Here is a 15,550-nt window from a genome sequence, read left to right on the forward strand (position 1 = left end):
CCTCGCGATCGTCGAGCATCGCTCAGAACTAGCCATGAGCGGTGAGGATGTGCTCCACTGGTCGACCGTGGGTCTCGACGCCGGCCTGCGCAGCGGTGGAGTGGATGATCCGCACTTCCGCGGCGATGATGGCATCCCGCTACGGTACGTCGCGGCTCATGCCGAACTCATGGCCGGAATCGTGCACCAAGCGCTCCTCGGGCCCGGCTGGATTGCCTCCGCATCGCACTGATTCCGCGCACGGAGTTGTTTGTCATAACGAATCCGAAATCACCCAAATTGGCCAACGCCAAAGAGTCGTCTGTCTGCTAGTAACAAATTATCGCTGACCGTTGCGGCGACTTTCTAAGTTCCAAGACCGCCTGTTGCGGCAATTGATCAGTTCTTAGCAGAGCCGATCGCGCTCAGCTCGCCTCTCGAGAATCCGCGGAAGCGCAGATGCTTAAAACCCTTGTCAAAACCCATTCTGCGCTGAACCCCACTTCGTGGGGTTTCGGACGTTTGGCGAGGTCATGACAAGACCAGAATTTCGCCGATAACGGATATTATGTAAAGTAGTTCTCTGCGTATCTCATCAGATGAATCATTCGGGCCCTTGTCCGGTCTCAACATAGTTGTCAGTTTTCTCATCTAATCGGTCAGCCTGCGGGATTGTGCCTGTTGTCTCATCTAACGTGTCAGCGTGGTGTAGGTGGACTGAGGTCATTGCCGGTGAACGCGACCGTTTCGGGGCGGGCATGCTCCTGAAACGCGAAACTGCCAGGTCAAGTGGCACAGATTCACGACTATGCGTGCCAAATCGATCGGCATTCTCCCACGTTGGCGCTGCCAGAATAACTGTCAGTGGACACGCAATAACGAGCGTCGTACGAAGGCGCCCGGCTGGCAAATTGCAGGAGTCTGGATCGCGGCGGCCGCACTCCTTTTATCTGTGCTCAGGGCATTTGTCGACCTCTGGCCACTGGCACCAGGACCCACCTACGCAGGCGCCGGGTGACCGCAAGGTGACCATGATCCCACCCAACGAAAAGAGCGGGCAGGATCTCTCCCGCCCGCTCCCTTTCAGCGCACCTAGCCCTTGCACGCTCCGTAAGAAACGCCCTGGGTCAGATCGACTTTGAAACCGAATTCCCTCTTGAGCGCCCAATTTCCGATCAGCGCCAAGAAGTTCCCGATGTCGTTGCACGTGAACCGATGCCCGGAGCCGGATACCCACCCGGACTTGGCATCGACCTTCCAGTTGCGACTGGAACCACCACACCCCACATGGACCTGGTATTGACCACCCCGGTTCAAGGTAAACCGGAAGTCCGCCTGGCTGAGACCGCCCAAGACGATCGGCATACTCCAGCTTGCCCAACCGGACGCGCTCGACTGTGCCTGGATCCAGACGCCCTCCACCGTGCTGTTGATGCAGGTAACCCGGCCCGTGATAGTTGTCGCGCCGGCCGCATCGGCCCCGCTCACCCCTGCCCCGACAACAAGTCCCGTCGCAATCACACCAGCGGTAGCGAGCATTCGCAGACGATGCATACTCCCCCTTTCGACCCCGCCGCCCAGTCGCGGCTTAGGTCAGCTTCGCGGTAAAAGCGGGCGAAGGTCAATGCTCTTCACACAGATTTCACAGCAGTAATCCTTGGAGGCTCAATTGCGTCGACGGCCTCACGGTCACTGCGCCGTCTACGCATTTTCCGGGGCAGATACTTCTGCTTACCGAAAGGCTCTACGCGTGGCTTCCAGCACCGAGCGCATCCGGGTGAAACTGCCCGCGAACTTCGACCCAGCGCGGCATATGGCCCAGGTGACGAAGAAGATCGGCGAGATGCACGGCGACGGGTCCGAGATCGACTCAATCGAGTCGGCCGTCCTCCCCGACGGCACGCAAGGACTTGTGGCCGTGGCCACCCGCCAGGTCGCCATCGCATCGGTCAGCCACATCGAGGAGTCCTCCAAGACGAAGGAGGCCCGGCTCTCCCGGTCCGTGAAGCCCTCCGACGACCACAAGATGGCCGTGAAATTGGCTTGGTTAGGTCCCCAGGTGGAAGTCCAGTGTTTGTGTGAGTTTCGTGTCCGAGAATGGACACAGGAGGAAATTCACGAATCATGGCACGCAGACACACCCCGGAACAGGTCATCGCCAAAGGTCCGGCAGGGCCAGAAGATGCTCAATGACGGGCGCCCGATGGTCGAGGTCATCAAGGAGCTCCAGGTCACCGAGACGACCTGGTATCGCTGGCTGAACCAGCACGGGTCCGAGAAGAACGCTGAGGCGTCCAAGCGGACCAAGGAGCTGGAGAAGGAGAACGTCCGGCTCAAGCGGCCGTTGGCGGAGAAGGAACTGGCCATCGACATCCTGAACGAGGTGGCTAAGGGAAAATTCTGAGCCCCGAACCCGCCGTCGTGCCGTGCGCATGCGGTGGAGAAGTTCGGGGCGTCCAAGCGTTTCGCCTGCGCGATGCTGGGTCAGAACCGGTCCGCGTTCCGCAAGAAAAAACCAGACATGGGCTTTGAAGAAATGCAGTTCCGCGCAGCATTGCGCGCCGTCGCCGGGAAGCACCCTTCTTGGGGCTGGCGGAAGGTGCGCTGGCATCTGCTGGCCCAGCCCGAGTGGGACGGCGTAGCGCTGAACCGGAAGCGGGTGCGCCGGGTCTCCGCACCTGGTGCCACTGCGTCGGGCACGAACGTTTTCGTCCTCGGCGTGACCCCCGCAGAACGCTGCCGCCTCACGTATCTCTCGGATGGGTGACAGGGATAGCCTGCTCCAGACCGCTGTGAACGGAGGATTGACAAAACGATCAACGCACCTATTCGCTCACCGGATGATTGATGGTGTCGATTCTCAGGTCGGCATCACGTCAACTGCCTTTGGCCATTTGGGTCGTGGCGGCTCATGACTTGGCGCCGCCTTCAGCTCCCCCGATGTCGAACTCGTCGACAGAGGCTACTTTCTCCTGAATCCAATCTCAGCGATGTTGTATGCATAGTCCGCGACGGGCGGGCCAGCTTCTATGAATTGCTCCGATTCAACGCGACTGAGAACCGTCCGACAACTTCTAGGCGAACATGACTCACAACATGGAGACTGGGCACAGGATGCGGTGGAGATCAGCTAGTGCATCGGAGCCGAGGGCACTGAGCGGTGAGAATTTGACGACACTTTCGACGACGGCTTCTCTAGCGAGGCGTCCAGCTGGCGTGAGTTGCACGATTCGTTGGCGACGGTCGGTGACGGACGTGGTCCGGAGGATAAGCCCACCAGACTCGAGCTGGTCGCAGAGAAATGTGAGGTTGGGTGGTGTGCATCGGGTACGTTCGGCGACGACGCCCATCGGCGGTGGCGGATCCGCCGGGTCGATGGCCCACAGGACGTAGGCGGTATTGAACGTCAGGCCATGTTTCTCGAGCGTCGGCGAGGCGGCCTGGGTCGTGCGTAAAGTCACGTCGTAGACAGCTAGCACCGCATCCGCCAAAGCCTTAGGATCAACTGCCATACGGCAATCGTATCCCTGATGCTTCAAGACTAGAAATAACCTGCTACATTTGTGCTTCCAGACTTGAAGTAAAGGTGACGCGCGATGGAGATCCAACGCCTCGACGGAGCAACAATCGCCGTAACTGGTGCGACATCCGGCATTGGCTACTTCATTGCCGAGGGCCTTGCCCATCTCGGCGCTAGCGTTATCATCGCGGGGCGTTCCATCGAACGTGGACGGATTGCCGTAGCGCAGCTCCCACAACCACAAGCTCACCGATTTGTCCTTCTCGACCTCTCGGACATCGACTCCGTCCGCAACACTGGCGACCATCTCGGTTCGCTCGAGCGGCTGGACGGGCTAGTCATGAACGCTGGGCTGATCGCCGCACCCCGCACCTACCAGACAGGCCCGTTTGGAGTCGAGTCCACCGTCGCGGTGAACGTTCTCTCGCATATGGAACTTCTGCGTCTCTCGCTTCCCGCCCTGACTGCGGCATCAAATGCTCGCGTCGTTAGCGTTGGAAGCATGCTCACCCGTCGCATCCCGTTTGATCGTGACAATTGGCTCGCTCAACAGTCCTATCACCCTCGAGTCGCCTACGCGATGTCTCGCCACGCGGCTGAAATACTCGGCTTCGAACTGGGGCTACGGCTGGCGGCGTCTGGCTCGACTATCGAATCTGTCGTCACACACCCGGGCGGGGCGATCGACGCCCTCAGCCCCGACCGGCCTGGCATCAACGAACGCTCAGTCATCACCCGAACCGCCGCGCAGGCCCTGGGGCCGCTCTTCAGATCCATGGTCCAAGGCAAGGAATCCGCCGCGCAGCCCGCCGTAACCGCTATGGCTGCCAGTTCGCTGCCAGCAGGCGCATATATCGGACCCCGACGCGTAGCCACGGGAGAACCTATCCTCTCAAACCCCGTCCACACGAGTCGGGATCCGGCACTCGGGACCTGGCTCTGGGGGCAAACACAAAAACTTCTCGGATCGACCCTCCTGACGCTATAAATCGGCCTGGGCACCCACGTCTCCGAGGTTGAAGGGCACGTCGGCCGGGACGTCTTCGCGGCTCAGGTAGTTCGGAGCCATGGCTGCAACGTGGACGGCAACGTCGTGAGCTGCAGTAGCAGCGGTGTCGCCCTCGCCCTCAACGGCGAACAGGACGCCGATCTGGGCCGGGAGGTCCTTGGCGGTCCTGTGCAGGTAAGCGTCAACCGTGCCGCCTTCAACGCGGGCGATGCAGCGGACAACAACCTTGTCGCCGAGAGCGGCACCCACTTCGACGACAACCTCGGAGAGGGGCTTGCCGTCGACGTCGATGGCCAGCAGGGTCTCGAGGTCGGCAGCGCCGGACTCGACGGCCTATTGGACGTTATGTAAAGTAATAGCCTGCGTATTGCATCAGATGCATCATTTTCGGCTCAAGGAACTGCCTGCGGCCGCGGCAGCCCTACTAGTTCTGGCTGTCAGCCTACGCTCTCAAAGCGACCCAAAATCCGCTGACACCATACTCAATTCGTCGGGTGCTCGCACAACAATCTAAGACGATCTTCCCTACAAGTCGGTTAATTGGATTCCGACTCCGGGAGCAAAATACTAGTTCACGCCCAGTCCCTGGGCGGCCTGATTTCCATATTGGAATCCCTGTATGTAGCCATCGACCGCTGAGGCCAGATGCAATATGTAGGAAGCACTGATGACGAGTCCGGTCCCTGGGACTTGAGGGTTGTCAGCGCCATAATTGACGCCGAGAAGCCCGCCGGATTTCGTCAAGAGAGGCCCTCCTGACTCGCCTCTCTGGGAAGGCGGGTCGATGTACAGCATCAGATTATCCCCAGACGAGGCTCCACGAAGCGTGTAATTCTGAGTGTTGATCTTTGGCCATTCGCGGCAGCCTGCAATGGATACTTCTTCTCCCCCGCACGTAGTAACCAATGCTGGTAACTGGAAGACCTCAGCATCAGTTACCTTTAGATGCTCGCTAGTAAGCGGAATCAGGATCAAGTCGAGAAGAATCCCGGGTTCGGTCGTAGTCCGTCCGTACTTGAAGATCGGCGTTCGGAGTCCGTCGGCACCTGTAGCAAAAAGAGGCACGGTTGCCAGCAGGTTCCTCTCCTCATCATGGAGGTTCAAAGCGTCCGCCCAAGTGGGCCACGTGTCGGACTGGCTTTCGGTTCCTGTCGCGACATGCGCAGCGGTCGTTAGGTACACCTGCCCGGCGACTTGGACGAAGAACGCCGTTCCACCCATGGTCCCTTTGCCGTTAGGCAGGGCAGCGGAGACGGGAATTACCCGGTTGTTGAAGTTCACCATGTGAACATACACCGCGACCCGAGTTTGCGTCGCACCTGATGGTCTAGTCGACCTTCCAACAACAAAAGATCACCACCAAGTCTAAAGTCGTCCGAATTTCGAAGGCGAACCTAGAAACAATTAGGGGTGGCTTGTGAAAAAGTGAAATATCCAACGCTAAGCCGTTTCCGCCGGGATTTTTCCTGAGCGTTTACGATGGACCTCATGACTCACCCGGGCGCTTCGTGGGACCTCAGGACAATACGTTCCTGGCAACATCCGTTGATCTGGATTGACGGCCGTCGTAGCTTCGAGACTGGTTGGCCGCCAGGCGCAGTCTGCGAGCAGTGCGAGGCCGTTCCGGAGAACGGCCAAAGAGGCTACGTTGGGCCCACCCCTCCGGAATCAGGGGACATTACGTACCCAAGATCTGATGTCCGGTACGTGTGCATCTCGTGTGCCAGAGGGAAATTTGGCCTGGTTCCTGACGAACTCACAGGACATATCTGCAGCCAAAACTGTCGAGACGGTCTGTGCGTCGATGCGACTATTCAGCCCCGAGGCGTTCTCGGCCGGCTAACCACGGTCGAGCGCATCGCGCGCCTCAAAGAGGACTACGCGCCGCGCGGGTGGAGAGTAGTTGGCGCCGAACCGGACCCAAGAGGTCCAGTGACAGTTACCGGCGAAAGCTGGGCAATCGGGATCGTGCCGGCTAAAGAAGGCATCTGGCCCCGCTGAATGAGGTCGGGACATTCATCTCGAGAACGCATCACAAACGATCGTTCGCAAGACACCGCTTGAGATCCTTCCCGGACCAAGGTGTGAACTGCATCGGTAAATGGCGGGGTTTTCGCAGCGGAAAATGGCGGGGTTTTCGCAGCGGAAAATGGCGCCTCCGCTTGGCCGACGTTCCAACGCCACACCGCCTCCGAGTGGACCGACGAGTCGGCGATCACCTCTTCGAGCAGCGCGCAGAGCGCTGACTCCTTGTCGGCGAAGTGCAGGTAGAACGCTCCTTGCGATCGCCCGCGCGCTTGACGAGGTCGGCAACTGCAGCCCGGGGGTAGCCATTCTCGGCGAATATCGACCTGGCGGCATCCAGCAGGCGTCGTCGCGTCTCGATTTGACGCTCCCTCTTCGTCGGCATGGCTCTCAGCCAAGCCGCGCGTGATGCGCCGAGGTCACACTGCGTGATAGAGCGGAAGATCTTCGTTTCTTCTGTGACCACTTAGAACTAGCGCGGCTCTTGCGTATCTCGACGGGCACATATATCGTTAACGCGAATCAACCCGCGTTAGATGCGCGGTTCTCGAGGAGGAGAAGCCGTGGACCTAGGACTAACCGATCGCGTGGCCCTTGTCACCGGAGCTTCTAGCGGCATCGGCGAAGCGGTCGCCCTCGCACTCGCCGCCGAGGGTTGCAGAGTCGTCGGCACCGACATCACGGCCGAGGGCATCAACCGACTTGTGTCGCAGGACTCCGATCGTTTTGGCGCGGTCGTTGCCGATCTCGCGACTGAGGACGGGCCTAGGGCTGCCGTCGCTCATACGATCGAGCGCTTCGGTCAGATTGACATTCTCGTCTGCGCGGGGGGAATTTTCGGCAATGCCCGTGGCGGCGTTTTCGCCGCTGATGCCGGCGTGAGCGCGAGTGAGATCTCCGCGGTCGACTGGGATCGCACCCTCAAGGTCAACCTGCGCGGATCGTTCCTCGCCGCCCAGGCTGCCATTCCTTACATGTCCGCGAGGGGCTGGGGCCGCGTCATTCTGATCGGTTCGGTCTCCGGTCAGATGGGCGGCTTTGGGGCTGGTGCTGACTATGCCGCGTCGAAGGCCGCCCTCGGCGGCATGGCTCGGTCGATGGCATTAACCGCTGGCCCCTCCGGCGTCACCGTCAACTACGTCAACCCCGGCATGATCGAGACCCCGATGCTGGCAGGCAATCACAGTTCCGCCTCAACCGCCAAAATCGCACGACAAGCCGCAATGCGCCGCCTAGGACAGCGTGGCGAGCTCGCTGCCGTGATCGCCATGCTCGCCTCTGATCAGGCCGGCTACATCACCGGAACCCACCTCGACGTCAACGGAGGCTATTACTTTGGTTGAAGCTCAGAATCCGCTCGACGGTTTCATGCTCGCTCGAGACGACTTCGCATACGTCGGCACTGATTTGCAACGTCCTGAGTGCATTCTCGCCGAGCCCGATGGCACCATTTGGGCCGCGGATGCCCGGGGTGGCGTAATGAAGATCGTGCCCGGTGGCGAGCAACAGCTGATCACTCAGGTGAATTCAGCTGGCACTGTCGCAGACGAGAATGATACCTCCCGCTGGATCGACGGAACCTTACCCAACGGCCTCGCATTCGACCGTGACGGCAATTTCATCGTCGCCAATTTTGGTACCGATCGGCTCGAGCTGATGACTCGCGACGGGGTGACGACCCCCGTTTTTGAGACTCTTGACGGCAAGCCGATCGGTAAGGTCAACTTCGTCTGCCGCGACAGCAAAGACCGGGTCTGGGTAACGGTGTCGACACAGGTGCACGACTGGGGCACCACAATGAACCCCGACACCGCGGACGGACAACTCCTTTTATATGCGGACGGCCACCTCCGTGTGGTCGCCGACGGCCTCCGATTCACCAACGAGTGCAAGCTCGACGCGGCGGAGGAGTACATCTACGTCGTGCAGACCTGCGGTCGAAATATTCTCAGGTTTCGCATTGAACTGGACGGAAGTCTCTCCGATCGCGAGGTATACGGTCCAAACGACCACGGCCGATTCATCGACGGAATCGCCTTCGACACATTCGGAAACCTCTGGGGTACGTACATCTTCACAGACGGCATTTTTGCGGTCACGCCTGACCGAGACGTGCGCGTCATCTTCGAAGATTCCACCCCAGAGGAGATCGAACGTTTCGATGAGCGCTTCCAGGGGGGCACCGTCGATATGGAGCTGATGCTCTCTCTGGGCGGCCCCGTAGCGCCATGGTGCGCATCGATTACCTTCGGCGGCCCGAACCTGAAAACGGTCTACGTCGGGAGCCTGCGGGCGACAACAATTCCCCATTTTCAGTCTCCCGTGGCGGGACTGCCGCTTGTGCACTGGACAGAGAGGTAACAGACAATGCGTTGGGCAACATTTACAACCGCAACTGAGCCACAGCCATTGGTCGGACTGGTCGTGGACGGAATCATCCACGCATTACCGCCGACCATGACGTTGATCGACGTGATCGCCAACGGAGATGAGGGGCAAGCGACCGCGGCGGAGCGAGCGCTGCGAGACCCTTCCGGCATCTTCCCAGTCGAGGAGATCACCCTGCTCGCGCCGATTCCTCGACCGCCGTCCGTGCGTGACTTCATGGCGTTCGAGAACCATTACGTGACGTCAATGGCCGCGCTGGGAGTGCCGACGAATCCTCTCTACTACCGACAGCCGGTCTTCTACTTCAGCAACCCGGCCGCAGTTCAGGGGCCTACCCAGGATGTTCGGGTCGCGCCCGGGAGCACCTCCTACGACTACGAACTCGAGGTCGCTGTCGTGATCGGCAAGGCAGGAAGCAACATTCATCCGGACGACGCCGAAGACCATATCGCCGGATACACGATCCTGTCAGACTGGAGCGCCCGCGATCTGCAGGAGGACGAATTGACCTTCCAGATCGGCCTAGCAAAGGGAAAAGACACCGCAACCAGTATTGGCCCCTACCTCGTTTCCAAGGATGAGCTTGCGCCATTCAAATCGGAGCGGGGTTTCAACCTTGCGATGACTGCGACCGTGAACGGCAAGCAGTACAGCAGTGGCGACTGGTCGACCATTTACTGGTCGTTCGCCGACATGATCGCATACGCATCCCGGGGCACGACGCTGGTGCCCGGTGACATCATCGGCTCGGGAACAGTAGGCACCGGCTGCATCATCGAGCTGTCCCGGGTTCACGGGACGGCTAAGTATCCCTATCTGGTCGAGAGTGACGTAGTGGAGCTGACGGTCGCTGAACTCGGATCCATTCGGGCTACGGTGACTGCCGCTGACGAACTGATCTCGCTGCGAGGCGGCTCGCGATGAAGCCGGAAAAGATCTTGCTTCGCGCCGGCGCCTTGGCGCCCACGATCGCCGTTCAACCAAGTGCGACTCTTATCGACGCCATCGCGCCACTCGGCATGGTGACTGGACACTTCTCAGACTGGAGAGCGAAACAATGGTAGACAAAACAGGAGTTGCAATAGTTGGCTCCGGCAACATCGGTACCGATCTGATGTTCAAGATCATCCGCGGCTCAGAGTCGCTTCGGGTCGCCGCAATGGTTGGCATCGATCCGGAATCCGACGGGCTCGCCCGCGCAGCGCGCCTCGGCATCCCAATCACTTCGGAAGGGGTGAAAGGCCTTATCGAGATGCCCGAATTCGCGGGCGTCAGCATCATTCTCGATGCGACAAGCGCCGGAGCACACCTCGCGAACGCCAAACTTGTTGAGCCCTATCACCGTCGGCTGATAGATCTCACGCCGGCCGCGATCGGCCCGTTCGTCATTCCGGCCGTGAACCTCAACGATCATCTCGATGCACCGAACATCAACATGGTGACGTGCGGCGGCCAGGCAACCATCCCCATCGTCGCTGCCATCTCTCGAGTCACTCCGGTGGTCTACGCAGAGATCGTGGCCTCCGTATCGTCCCGCTCGGCTGGGCCAGGAACACGAGCGAACATCGACGAATTCACCGAAACCACTACACATGCCATAGAACAAGTAGGCAAAGCCCAAAGAGGAAAAGCGATCATCATCCTGAATCCCGCCGACCCACCACTGATCATGCGCGACACGGTCTACGCGCTGATTGGAAACGCCGACCACGACGCTGTGCGAGCATCAATCCACGAAATGATTAGCGAGGTCGCCACCTATGTTCCGGGATATCGGCGCGTTCAGGAGGTACAATTCACGCCCATTGAACGAAATGACGTAGAGACTTTACTGCCCAACGGGTCTGCCGCAGTGGACACGAAAGTAACTGTATTTCTCGAAGTCGAAGGGGCCGCACACTACTTGCCCGCGTTCGCCGGCAACCTCGACATCATGACGTCAGCGGCAATGCGCGTCGCCGAAAAGATCGCGAAACAAAGTCAGGTCGTCGCAGCATGAACACCACAACCGATATTTACCTGCAAGACGTTACCCTGCGCGACGGAATGCACGCGCTCCGACACCGAATTACACCCGAACGCGTCGGCCGCATCGCGAAGGCCCTCGATGCCGCCGGAGTTGCCGCCATCGAAATCAGTCACGGAGATGGGCTTGCCGGCTCAAGCCTGAACTACGGGCCAGGGTCGAACACCGACTGGGAATGGATCGAAACGGTCGTGCAGAACGTAAAAAACGCCGTTGTAACCACACTTCTCCTGCCAGGCCTAGGAACCATCGTTGACCTCCGCCGCGCATTCGACCTTGGCGTGCGATCGGTTCGGGTCGCCACGCACTGCACCGAGGCCGACGTCGCGAAACAACACATCAGCGTTGCACGGGATCTCGGGATGGACGTATCCGGGTTTCTGATGATGTCGCACATGCTCGCCCCTGCCGAACTCGCCGAACAAGCCAAGCTGATGGAGTCATACGGTGCGCACTGCGTGTACACCACAGACTCCGCCGGCCGGCTCACAACGGAGGATGTGCGTGAACGCATCAGGGCATACCAAGACGTATTGGATTCAGACACACAGATCGGAATTCACGCTCACGAAAACCTCTCTCTAGCGGTGGCGAATTCCGTCGCTGCGGTAGAAGAAGGCGCCTATCGCGTAGATGCCTCACTCGCGGGGCACGGCGCGGCCGCCGGCAACACCCCCATCGAAGCCTTCGTTGCAGTGGCAAATCTTCGAGGCTGGACCACCGGCGCTGATCTCTTCGCCCTCGAAGACGCGGCCGACGATCTGGTTCGACCACTGCAAGACCGCCCTGTACGAGTCGATCGCGAAACATTGACCATCGGCTACGCCGGCGTCTACGGCAGCTTCCTCCGTCACGCCGAAATAGCTGCGTCGAACTACGGCGTCGATGCCCGCGACATCCTGATCGAAGCAGGCCGCCGAAAACTCGTCGGCGGCCAAGAAGACATGCTGACCGACATCGCCCTCACCCTCCAAGCGCAACAGCACTGATGGGCGGCGACCGTTCGTTTCGCGAAGACAGTCGCGTTAGATAGTATGTAAGAGTGAAGACTGCATCCTCGCTGCCCCGATCTGCCCGTCCGGGTGGTCGTACGGCACGGACCGCGTCCGCCGTACACGAAGCCGTTTTGACACTCATCGCAGAACGCGGTCGCGATGGATTGACGATGAAGGAGATCGCGGCGACATCGGGCGTACATGAGGCGACTCTCTATCGCCGGTGGCGCGACGTCGACACCGTGATTCTCGATGCCGCGACAGCGAGGATCATTCGCGATTTGCCCATTCCGGATACTGGCTCGATCCGTGGTGATCTTCTCGGGTGGGTGTCGGCCGCGTCCGCTGATCTCGCCCGACCCGGTGGATTGGCGCTTTTCGAAGCGCTAATCCGTGCTGATGTCAGGGGACAGGGTGGCGATGTCGACACCGTCAGGCGACGCGAACTAGCTCAGCTTTACCGCGAGCACCGTTCCGTGCAGCTGCAGAATGCGATCGATCGCGCGCGCAGTCGGGGAGAGGTCGTGCCCGAGGTAGAAGTCCTGCTCGACCGCATTATGGGCCCGATCTACGCGCGAGCCGTGTTGGGGTACCGCCGTCTCGACGTCGCCCTGGTGGACCTTGTCGAGAGCGCGTTGCGCATCAACGGCCGCTAAGTCGCTCATCTGTCCTCCGGCCTGTGGCCTGAAAGGGTGGCCGGCCAGTCATCTGCCGGTGGCGACGCTCCCATGAGTCAGTGCGAACGCGATCTCGAGGGCCAGGCTCTTTCGATCCCCGACTTCGCGCGGCTCAAGATCTCCCGCGGCGAAAGATGGTCGGGGATCGACCCGGCGATTTTGGGGTCCGAGAGCAACTCGATGTCAAACCAGCCGGAGTAGCCAGCGCTGTCGAGAGCGTTCAGAATCACGTCGAAGCGAATCACACCGTCACCCGGAATGCTCCTGTTCATCCCGGTGTCGACGCCACGTGGGGCGTCTCCGAGCTGAACGATTGTGAAGAGAGAGGAATACGATTCGATATCTGCGAGCAAAGTCGGAGATTCGAAGTGGTGCCAGACGTCGAATACGATCCCGACGTTGGGTACCCCGATCTCGTCGATGAGGTCTGCCGCCTCATCAACCGACGAGATGATTGATGCGTCGGGCGCGAAGCTGGCGCGGATCGGCTCGATGCCGACAAGTGCTCCTACCTCCGCAGCGGCCGCACACACCCGACGATATCCCTCGACAACGATACGCCGCTGCTCGGAGTCCTCCAGCGATCCGTCGACTCCGGTCAGAGTGATGAACTGAGATGGCCGGAAACGCTCGAAACGGGTGATAGAGGCGATCATCTCGTCGAGACGAACCTGCGGATCTTGGGATCCTCCGAAGAATTCGCTCGGCAGGATGCTGGGGGTCTCTGGCACGCAGAGTGTGGCCTGTATATCTGCGGCCGTGAGGAGTTCCGCAAACTCCTCATCCCGGCCGTATTCGAGCTTCTGCGCCTCCACTCCCAGACCGCGCACACCGACATCACGGCAGGCTTCAACGTCGTCCTCAAAGGTCGAGCCCTTGAACGTCATCTGGTTCACCGAAAGTCGACTATCCAGTCGAGCATCCCTGGGGCGACGTTGCTCATCCAGTTCTTGCATCTCAAGCATTCCTTCTCTGGTCGCATGGCACCCACCCGCGCGCACGCTCCGGGACGAGTGACACCACGCCGTAGTGGCTGATAACGATTTGACTGCAAACGCGAAACTTCTTGCATTCAGTGGAAGTCTGCGTCACAGTTTTCATTATAGCAATTTGTCTCGCGTTTAGCTCAACGTCAGTCCAATGGAGGAAAAGTTGATGGAACAGCCTCAGCGCCCCGAATCGAGTGCCTTGCACGAACTCGATCTGGTAGCCGATTTGGTGGCCGAATGGGATGTACCGATTCCAATGCGCGACGGTGTGGTGCTGCGAGCGGACGTGTTCCGGCCGGTTGGTGACGCCCCGTCACCCGTCCTCCTCAGCTATGGCGGGTATGGCAAGAATTTGCCGATACAGGTCGCATATCCGGCTGCGTGGAGGATTCTGCTCAAGCAGCGACCCGAGGTTCTCGTGGGTTCGTCGGGGCAGCTGATGTCGTGGGAGCTGCCCGATCCGGAACGATGGATACCACTTGGATACACCCTGGTTCGCGTCGATGCGAGGGGAACCGGACGGTCACCCGGCGTCATGGACAATATGTCATCGCCCGAAGCCGATGACATCTACGACGCCGTGGAGTGGGCCGCGGCGCAGTCGTGGTCGACCGGCAAGATAGGGCTGACCGGGGTCTCCTACATGGCGATCGTCCAGTGGACCGCCGCATCTCGCAACCCCCCTCATCTCTCGGCCATCTGTCCATGGGAAGGCGCCTCGGACTGGTACCGAGACGTGTCACGACACGGAGGGATCCTCAGCGATTTCGCGAGCAGCTGGTACCAGGGCCAGCCGCTCAAGATCCAGCATGGGACTGGGCCGAGGGGGTGGCGCAACCCGTTCACAGGTGAGCCCGCCGCAGGCGCGGAAGAGCTGAGCGACGAAGCCCTAGTGCGCAACCGTCAAGATCTTTCGATAGGGATGCGGGAGCAAGAGTTCGACGGTGACTATTATCGCGCTCGCTCCGGGCGCTTTGACGACATCAAGGTGCCGCTACTGTCCGCGGGTAACTGGGGGGGTCAAGGGATGCACTTACGTGGGAACGTCGAGGGTTTCACGAACGCAGCTTCAAAGCACAAGTGGTTGGAGATTCACGGAGGCAACCACTGGACCCGGTTCTATAGCGACGAAGGCGTCGAGCTACAGCGACGCTTTTTCGACTTCTTCTTGAAAGGCGAGGGCGACTGGGGCAATGAACCGCCCGTTCTCCTCCAGATTCGGCATCCCGGTGAGATCTTCGTGGCTCGCAAGGAGCAAGAGTGGCCTCTGGCTCGGACGGAGTGGACGCCCTTTTATCTCAACCCCGCCGATTCGATGATCGGGGTCACACTACCAACTGCTGACACGACCGCGACGTTCGATGCGCTCGGCCAGGGTCTCGATCTGCGCACAAAGCCATTCCGAGAGACAACCGAGATCACAGGGCCTCTTGCTTGTCACCTGTGGGTATCGTCATCGGGTACGGACGCTGATCTCTTCGTCGTCGTGCGTCTTTTCGATCCCGACGGAATCGAAGCGTTCTTCGAGGGTTCCGTCGACACTCGGGTGCCGCTGACCCAGGGATGGCTACGCGCATCCCACCGCGAACTCGATATCCAACTCTCTCGCCCGGACCGTCCTTATCATTCGCACGCACGGGCATTGCCGCTGACGCCGGGTGAACCTGTGGAATTGGCCATCGAGGTATGGCCCACGTCAATCGTCGTGCCTACCGGTTACAGCCTCGGTCTAACGGTGCTCGGCCGCGACTTCGATCACGGTCGACGAGACGCAGAAGAAGGGATGATGGCGATCGAGTCGACCGGCGTCGGGCCCTTCACTCATCGTGACCCCGAGGATCGTGCCGCGGGCACGCTCGAGAACCTGCGAATCACCGTGCATTCGAGTGCGGAGCACCCGTCATACCTGCTTGTTCCCATCATCCCCGGGGGTGAGGCATGA

At 60.1% G+C, this 15,550-nt stretch carries 13 protein-coding genes and 2 pseudogenes; 10 read left to right on the plus strand and 5 right to left on the minus strand.

All coding sequences use genetic code 11. The features are described 5' to 3' along the window. Positions 1 to 34: 34 nt before the first annotated feature. On the plus strand, positions 35 to 232 hold the full coding sequence (locus OOZ51_RS09640) for a hypothetical protein (protein ID WP_265979189.1): 198 nt from the start codon (positions 35 to 37) through the stop codon (positions 230 to 232). An 839-nt stretch (positions 233 to 1,071) separates the two neighbouring features. On the opposite strand, the gene OOZ51_RS09645 is transcribed toward OOZ51_RS09640, so the two are convergent. After that, a complete protein-coding gene (locus OOZ51_RS09645) occupies positions 1,072 to 1,533 on the minus strand; it encodes a hypothetical protein (protein ID WP_265979191.1) in 462 nt (153 codons plus the stop codon). A gap of 570 nt (positions 1,534 to 2,103) precedes the next feature. Between OOZ51_RS09645 and OOZ51_RS09650 the strand changes: the two are divergent. Beyond that, positions 2,104 to 2,650, plus strand: a pseudogene (locus OOZ51_RS09650) (transposase); the annotation flags it as partial. Between the two features lie 418 nt (positions 2,651 to 3,068). Here OOZ51_RS09650 and OOZ51_RS09655 read toward each other — a convergent pair. Next, positions 3,069 to 3,491 carry a MarR family winged helix-turn-helix transcriptional regulator gene (locus OOZ51_RS09655; RefSeq protein ID WP_265979193.1) on the minus strand — a complete coding sequence of 141 codons (423 nt, stop codon included), beginning with the start codon at positions 3,489 to 3,491 and terminating at the stop codon, positions 3,069 to 3,071. A gap of 84 nt (positions 3,492 to 3,575) precedes the next feature. Here OOZ51_RS09655 and OOZ51_RS09660 point away from each other — a divergent pair, with 84 nt between their 5' ends. Continuing rightward, positions 3,576 to 4,487, plus strand: coding sequence for an SDR family NAD(P)-dependent oxidoreductase (locus OOZ51_RS09660; RefSeq protein ID WP_265979195.1), 912 nt, complete (start codon positions 3,576 to 3,578; stop codon positions 4,485 to 4,487). 36 nt (positions 4,488 to 4,523) lie between these two features. Here OOZ51_RS09660 and OOZ51_RS09665 read toward each other — a convergent pair. Together OOZ51_RS09665 and OOZ51_RS09670 are read right to left on the minus strand one after the other, a co-directional pair. Further along, positions 4,524 to 4,841, minus strand: a pseudogene (locus OOZ51_RS09665) (translation elongation factor Ts); the annotation flags it as partial. Between the two features lie 234 nt (positions 4,842 to 5,075). Next, complete coding sequence (locus OOZ51_RS09670; RefSeq protein ID WP_265979196.1) at positions 5,076 to 5,792, minus strand: hypothetical protein; 717 nt, start codon at positions 5,790 to 5,792, stop codon at positions 5,076 to 5,078. A gap of 1,304 nt (positions 5,793 to 7,096) precedes the next feature. Here OOZ51_RS09670 and OOZ51_RS09675 point away from each other — a divergent pair. The 6 genes from OOZ51_RS09675 to OOZ51_RS09700 all read left to right on the plus strand — a co-directional run bounded on the left by OOZ51_RS09675 (position 7,097) and on the right by OOZ51_RS09700 (position 12,598). Further along, a complete protein-coding gene (locus OOZ51_RS09675) occupies positions 7,097 to 7,876 on the plus strand; it encodes an SDR family NAD(P)-dependent oxidoreductase (RefSeq protein WP_265979197.1) in 780 nt (259 codons plus the stop codon). Beyond that, positions 7,869 to 8,894: an SMP-30/gluconolactonase/LRE family protein gene (locus OOZ51_RS09680; protein ID WP_265979198.1), complete on the plus strand. Its 1,026-nt coding sequence runs from the start codon at positions 7,869 to 7,871 to the stop codon at positions 8,892 to 8,894. Before OOZ51_RS09675 ends, OOZ51_RS09680 begins: the two co-directional genes overlap by 8 nt. A 63-nt stretch (positions 8,895 to 8,957) precedes the next feature. Then, on the plus strand, positions 8,958 to 9,845 hold the full coding sequence (locus OOZ51_RS09685; protein WP_265979199.1) for a fumarylacetoacetate hydrolase family protein: 888 nt from the start codon (positions 8,958 to 8,960) through the stop codon (positions 9,843 to 9,845). A gap of 133 nt (positions 9,846 to 9,978) precedes the next feature. After that, positions 9,979 to 10,920, plus strand: coding sequence for an acetaldehyde dehydrogenase (acetylating) (locus OOZ51_RS09690; protein WP_265979200.1), 942 nt, complete (start codon positions 9,979 to 9,981; stop codon positions 10,918 to 10,920). Then, positions 10,917 to 11,936 (plus strand): 4-hydroxy-2-oxovalerate aldolase, encoded by a 1,020-nt coding sequence (gene dmpG, locus OOZ51_RS09695; protein WP_265979201.1) that lies wholly within the window; start codon positions 10,917 to 10,919, stop codon positions 11,934 to 11,936. Before OOZ51_RS09690 ends, dmpG begins: the two co-directional genes overlap by 4 nt. Positions 11,937 to 11,989: 53 nt before the next feature. Continuing rightward, positions 11,990 to 12,598, plus strand: coding sequence for a TetR/AcrR family transcriptional regulator (locus OOZ51_RS09700; protein ID WP_265979203.1), 609 nt, complete (start codon positions 11,990 to 11,992; stop codon positions 12,596 to 12,598). A gap of 77 nt (positions 12,599 to 12,675) precedes the next feature. Here OOZ51_RS09700 and OOZ51_RS09705 read toward each other — a convergent pair whose 3' ends face one another. Beyond that, positions 12,676 to 13,575 carry a sugar phosphate isomerase/epimerase family protein gene (locus OOZ51_RS09705; RefSeq protein WP_265979206.1) on the minus strand — a complete coding sequence of 300 codons (900 nt, stop codon included), beginning with the start codon at positions 13,573 to 13,575 and terminating at the stop codon, positions 12,676 to 12,678. Positions 13,576 to 13,774: 199 nt separating this feature from the next. Between OOZ51_RS09705 and OOZ51_RS09710 the strand changes: the two genes are divergently transcribed. Further along, positions 13,775 to 15,550, plus strand: coding sequence for a CocE/NonD family hydrolase (locus OOZ51_RS09710; RefSeq protein WP_265979207.1), 1,776 nt, complete (start codon positions 13,775 to 13,777; stop codon positions 15,548 to 15,550).

It is taken from the genome of Arthrobacter rhizophilus (genome assembly GCF_026241105.1).
Taxonomy (GTDB): Bacteria; Actinomycetota; Actinomycetes; order Actinomycetales; family Micrococcaceae; genus Arthrobacter.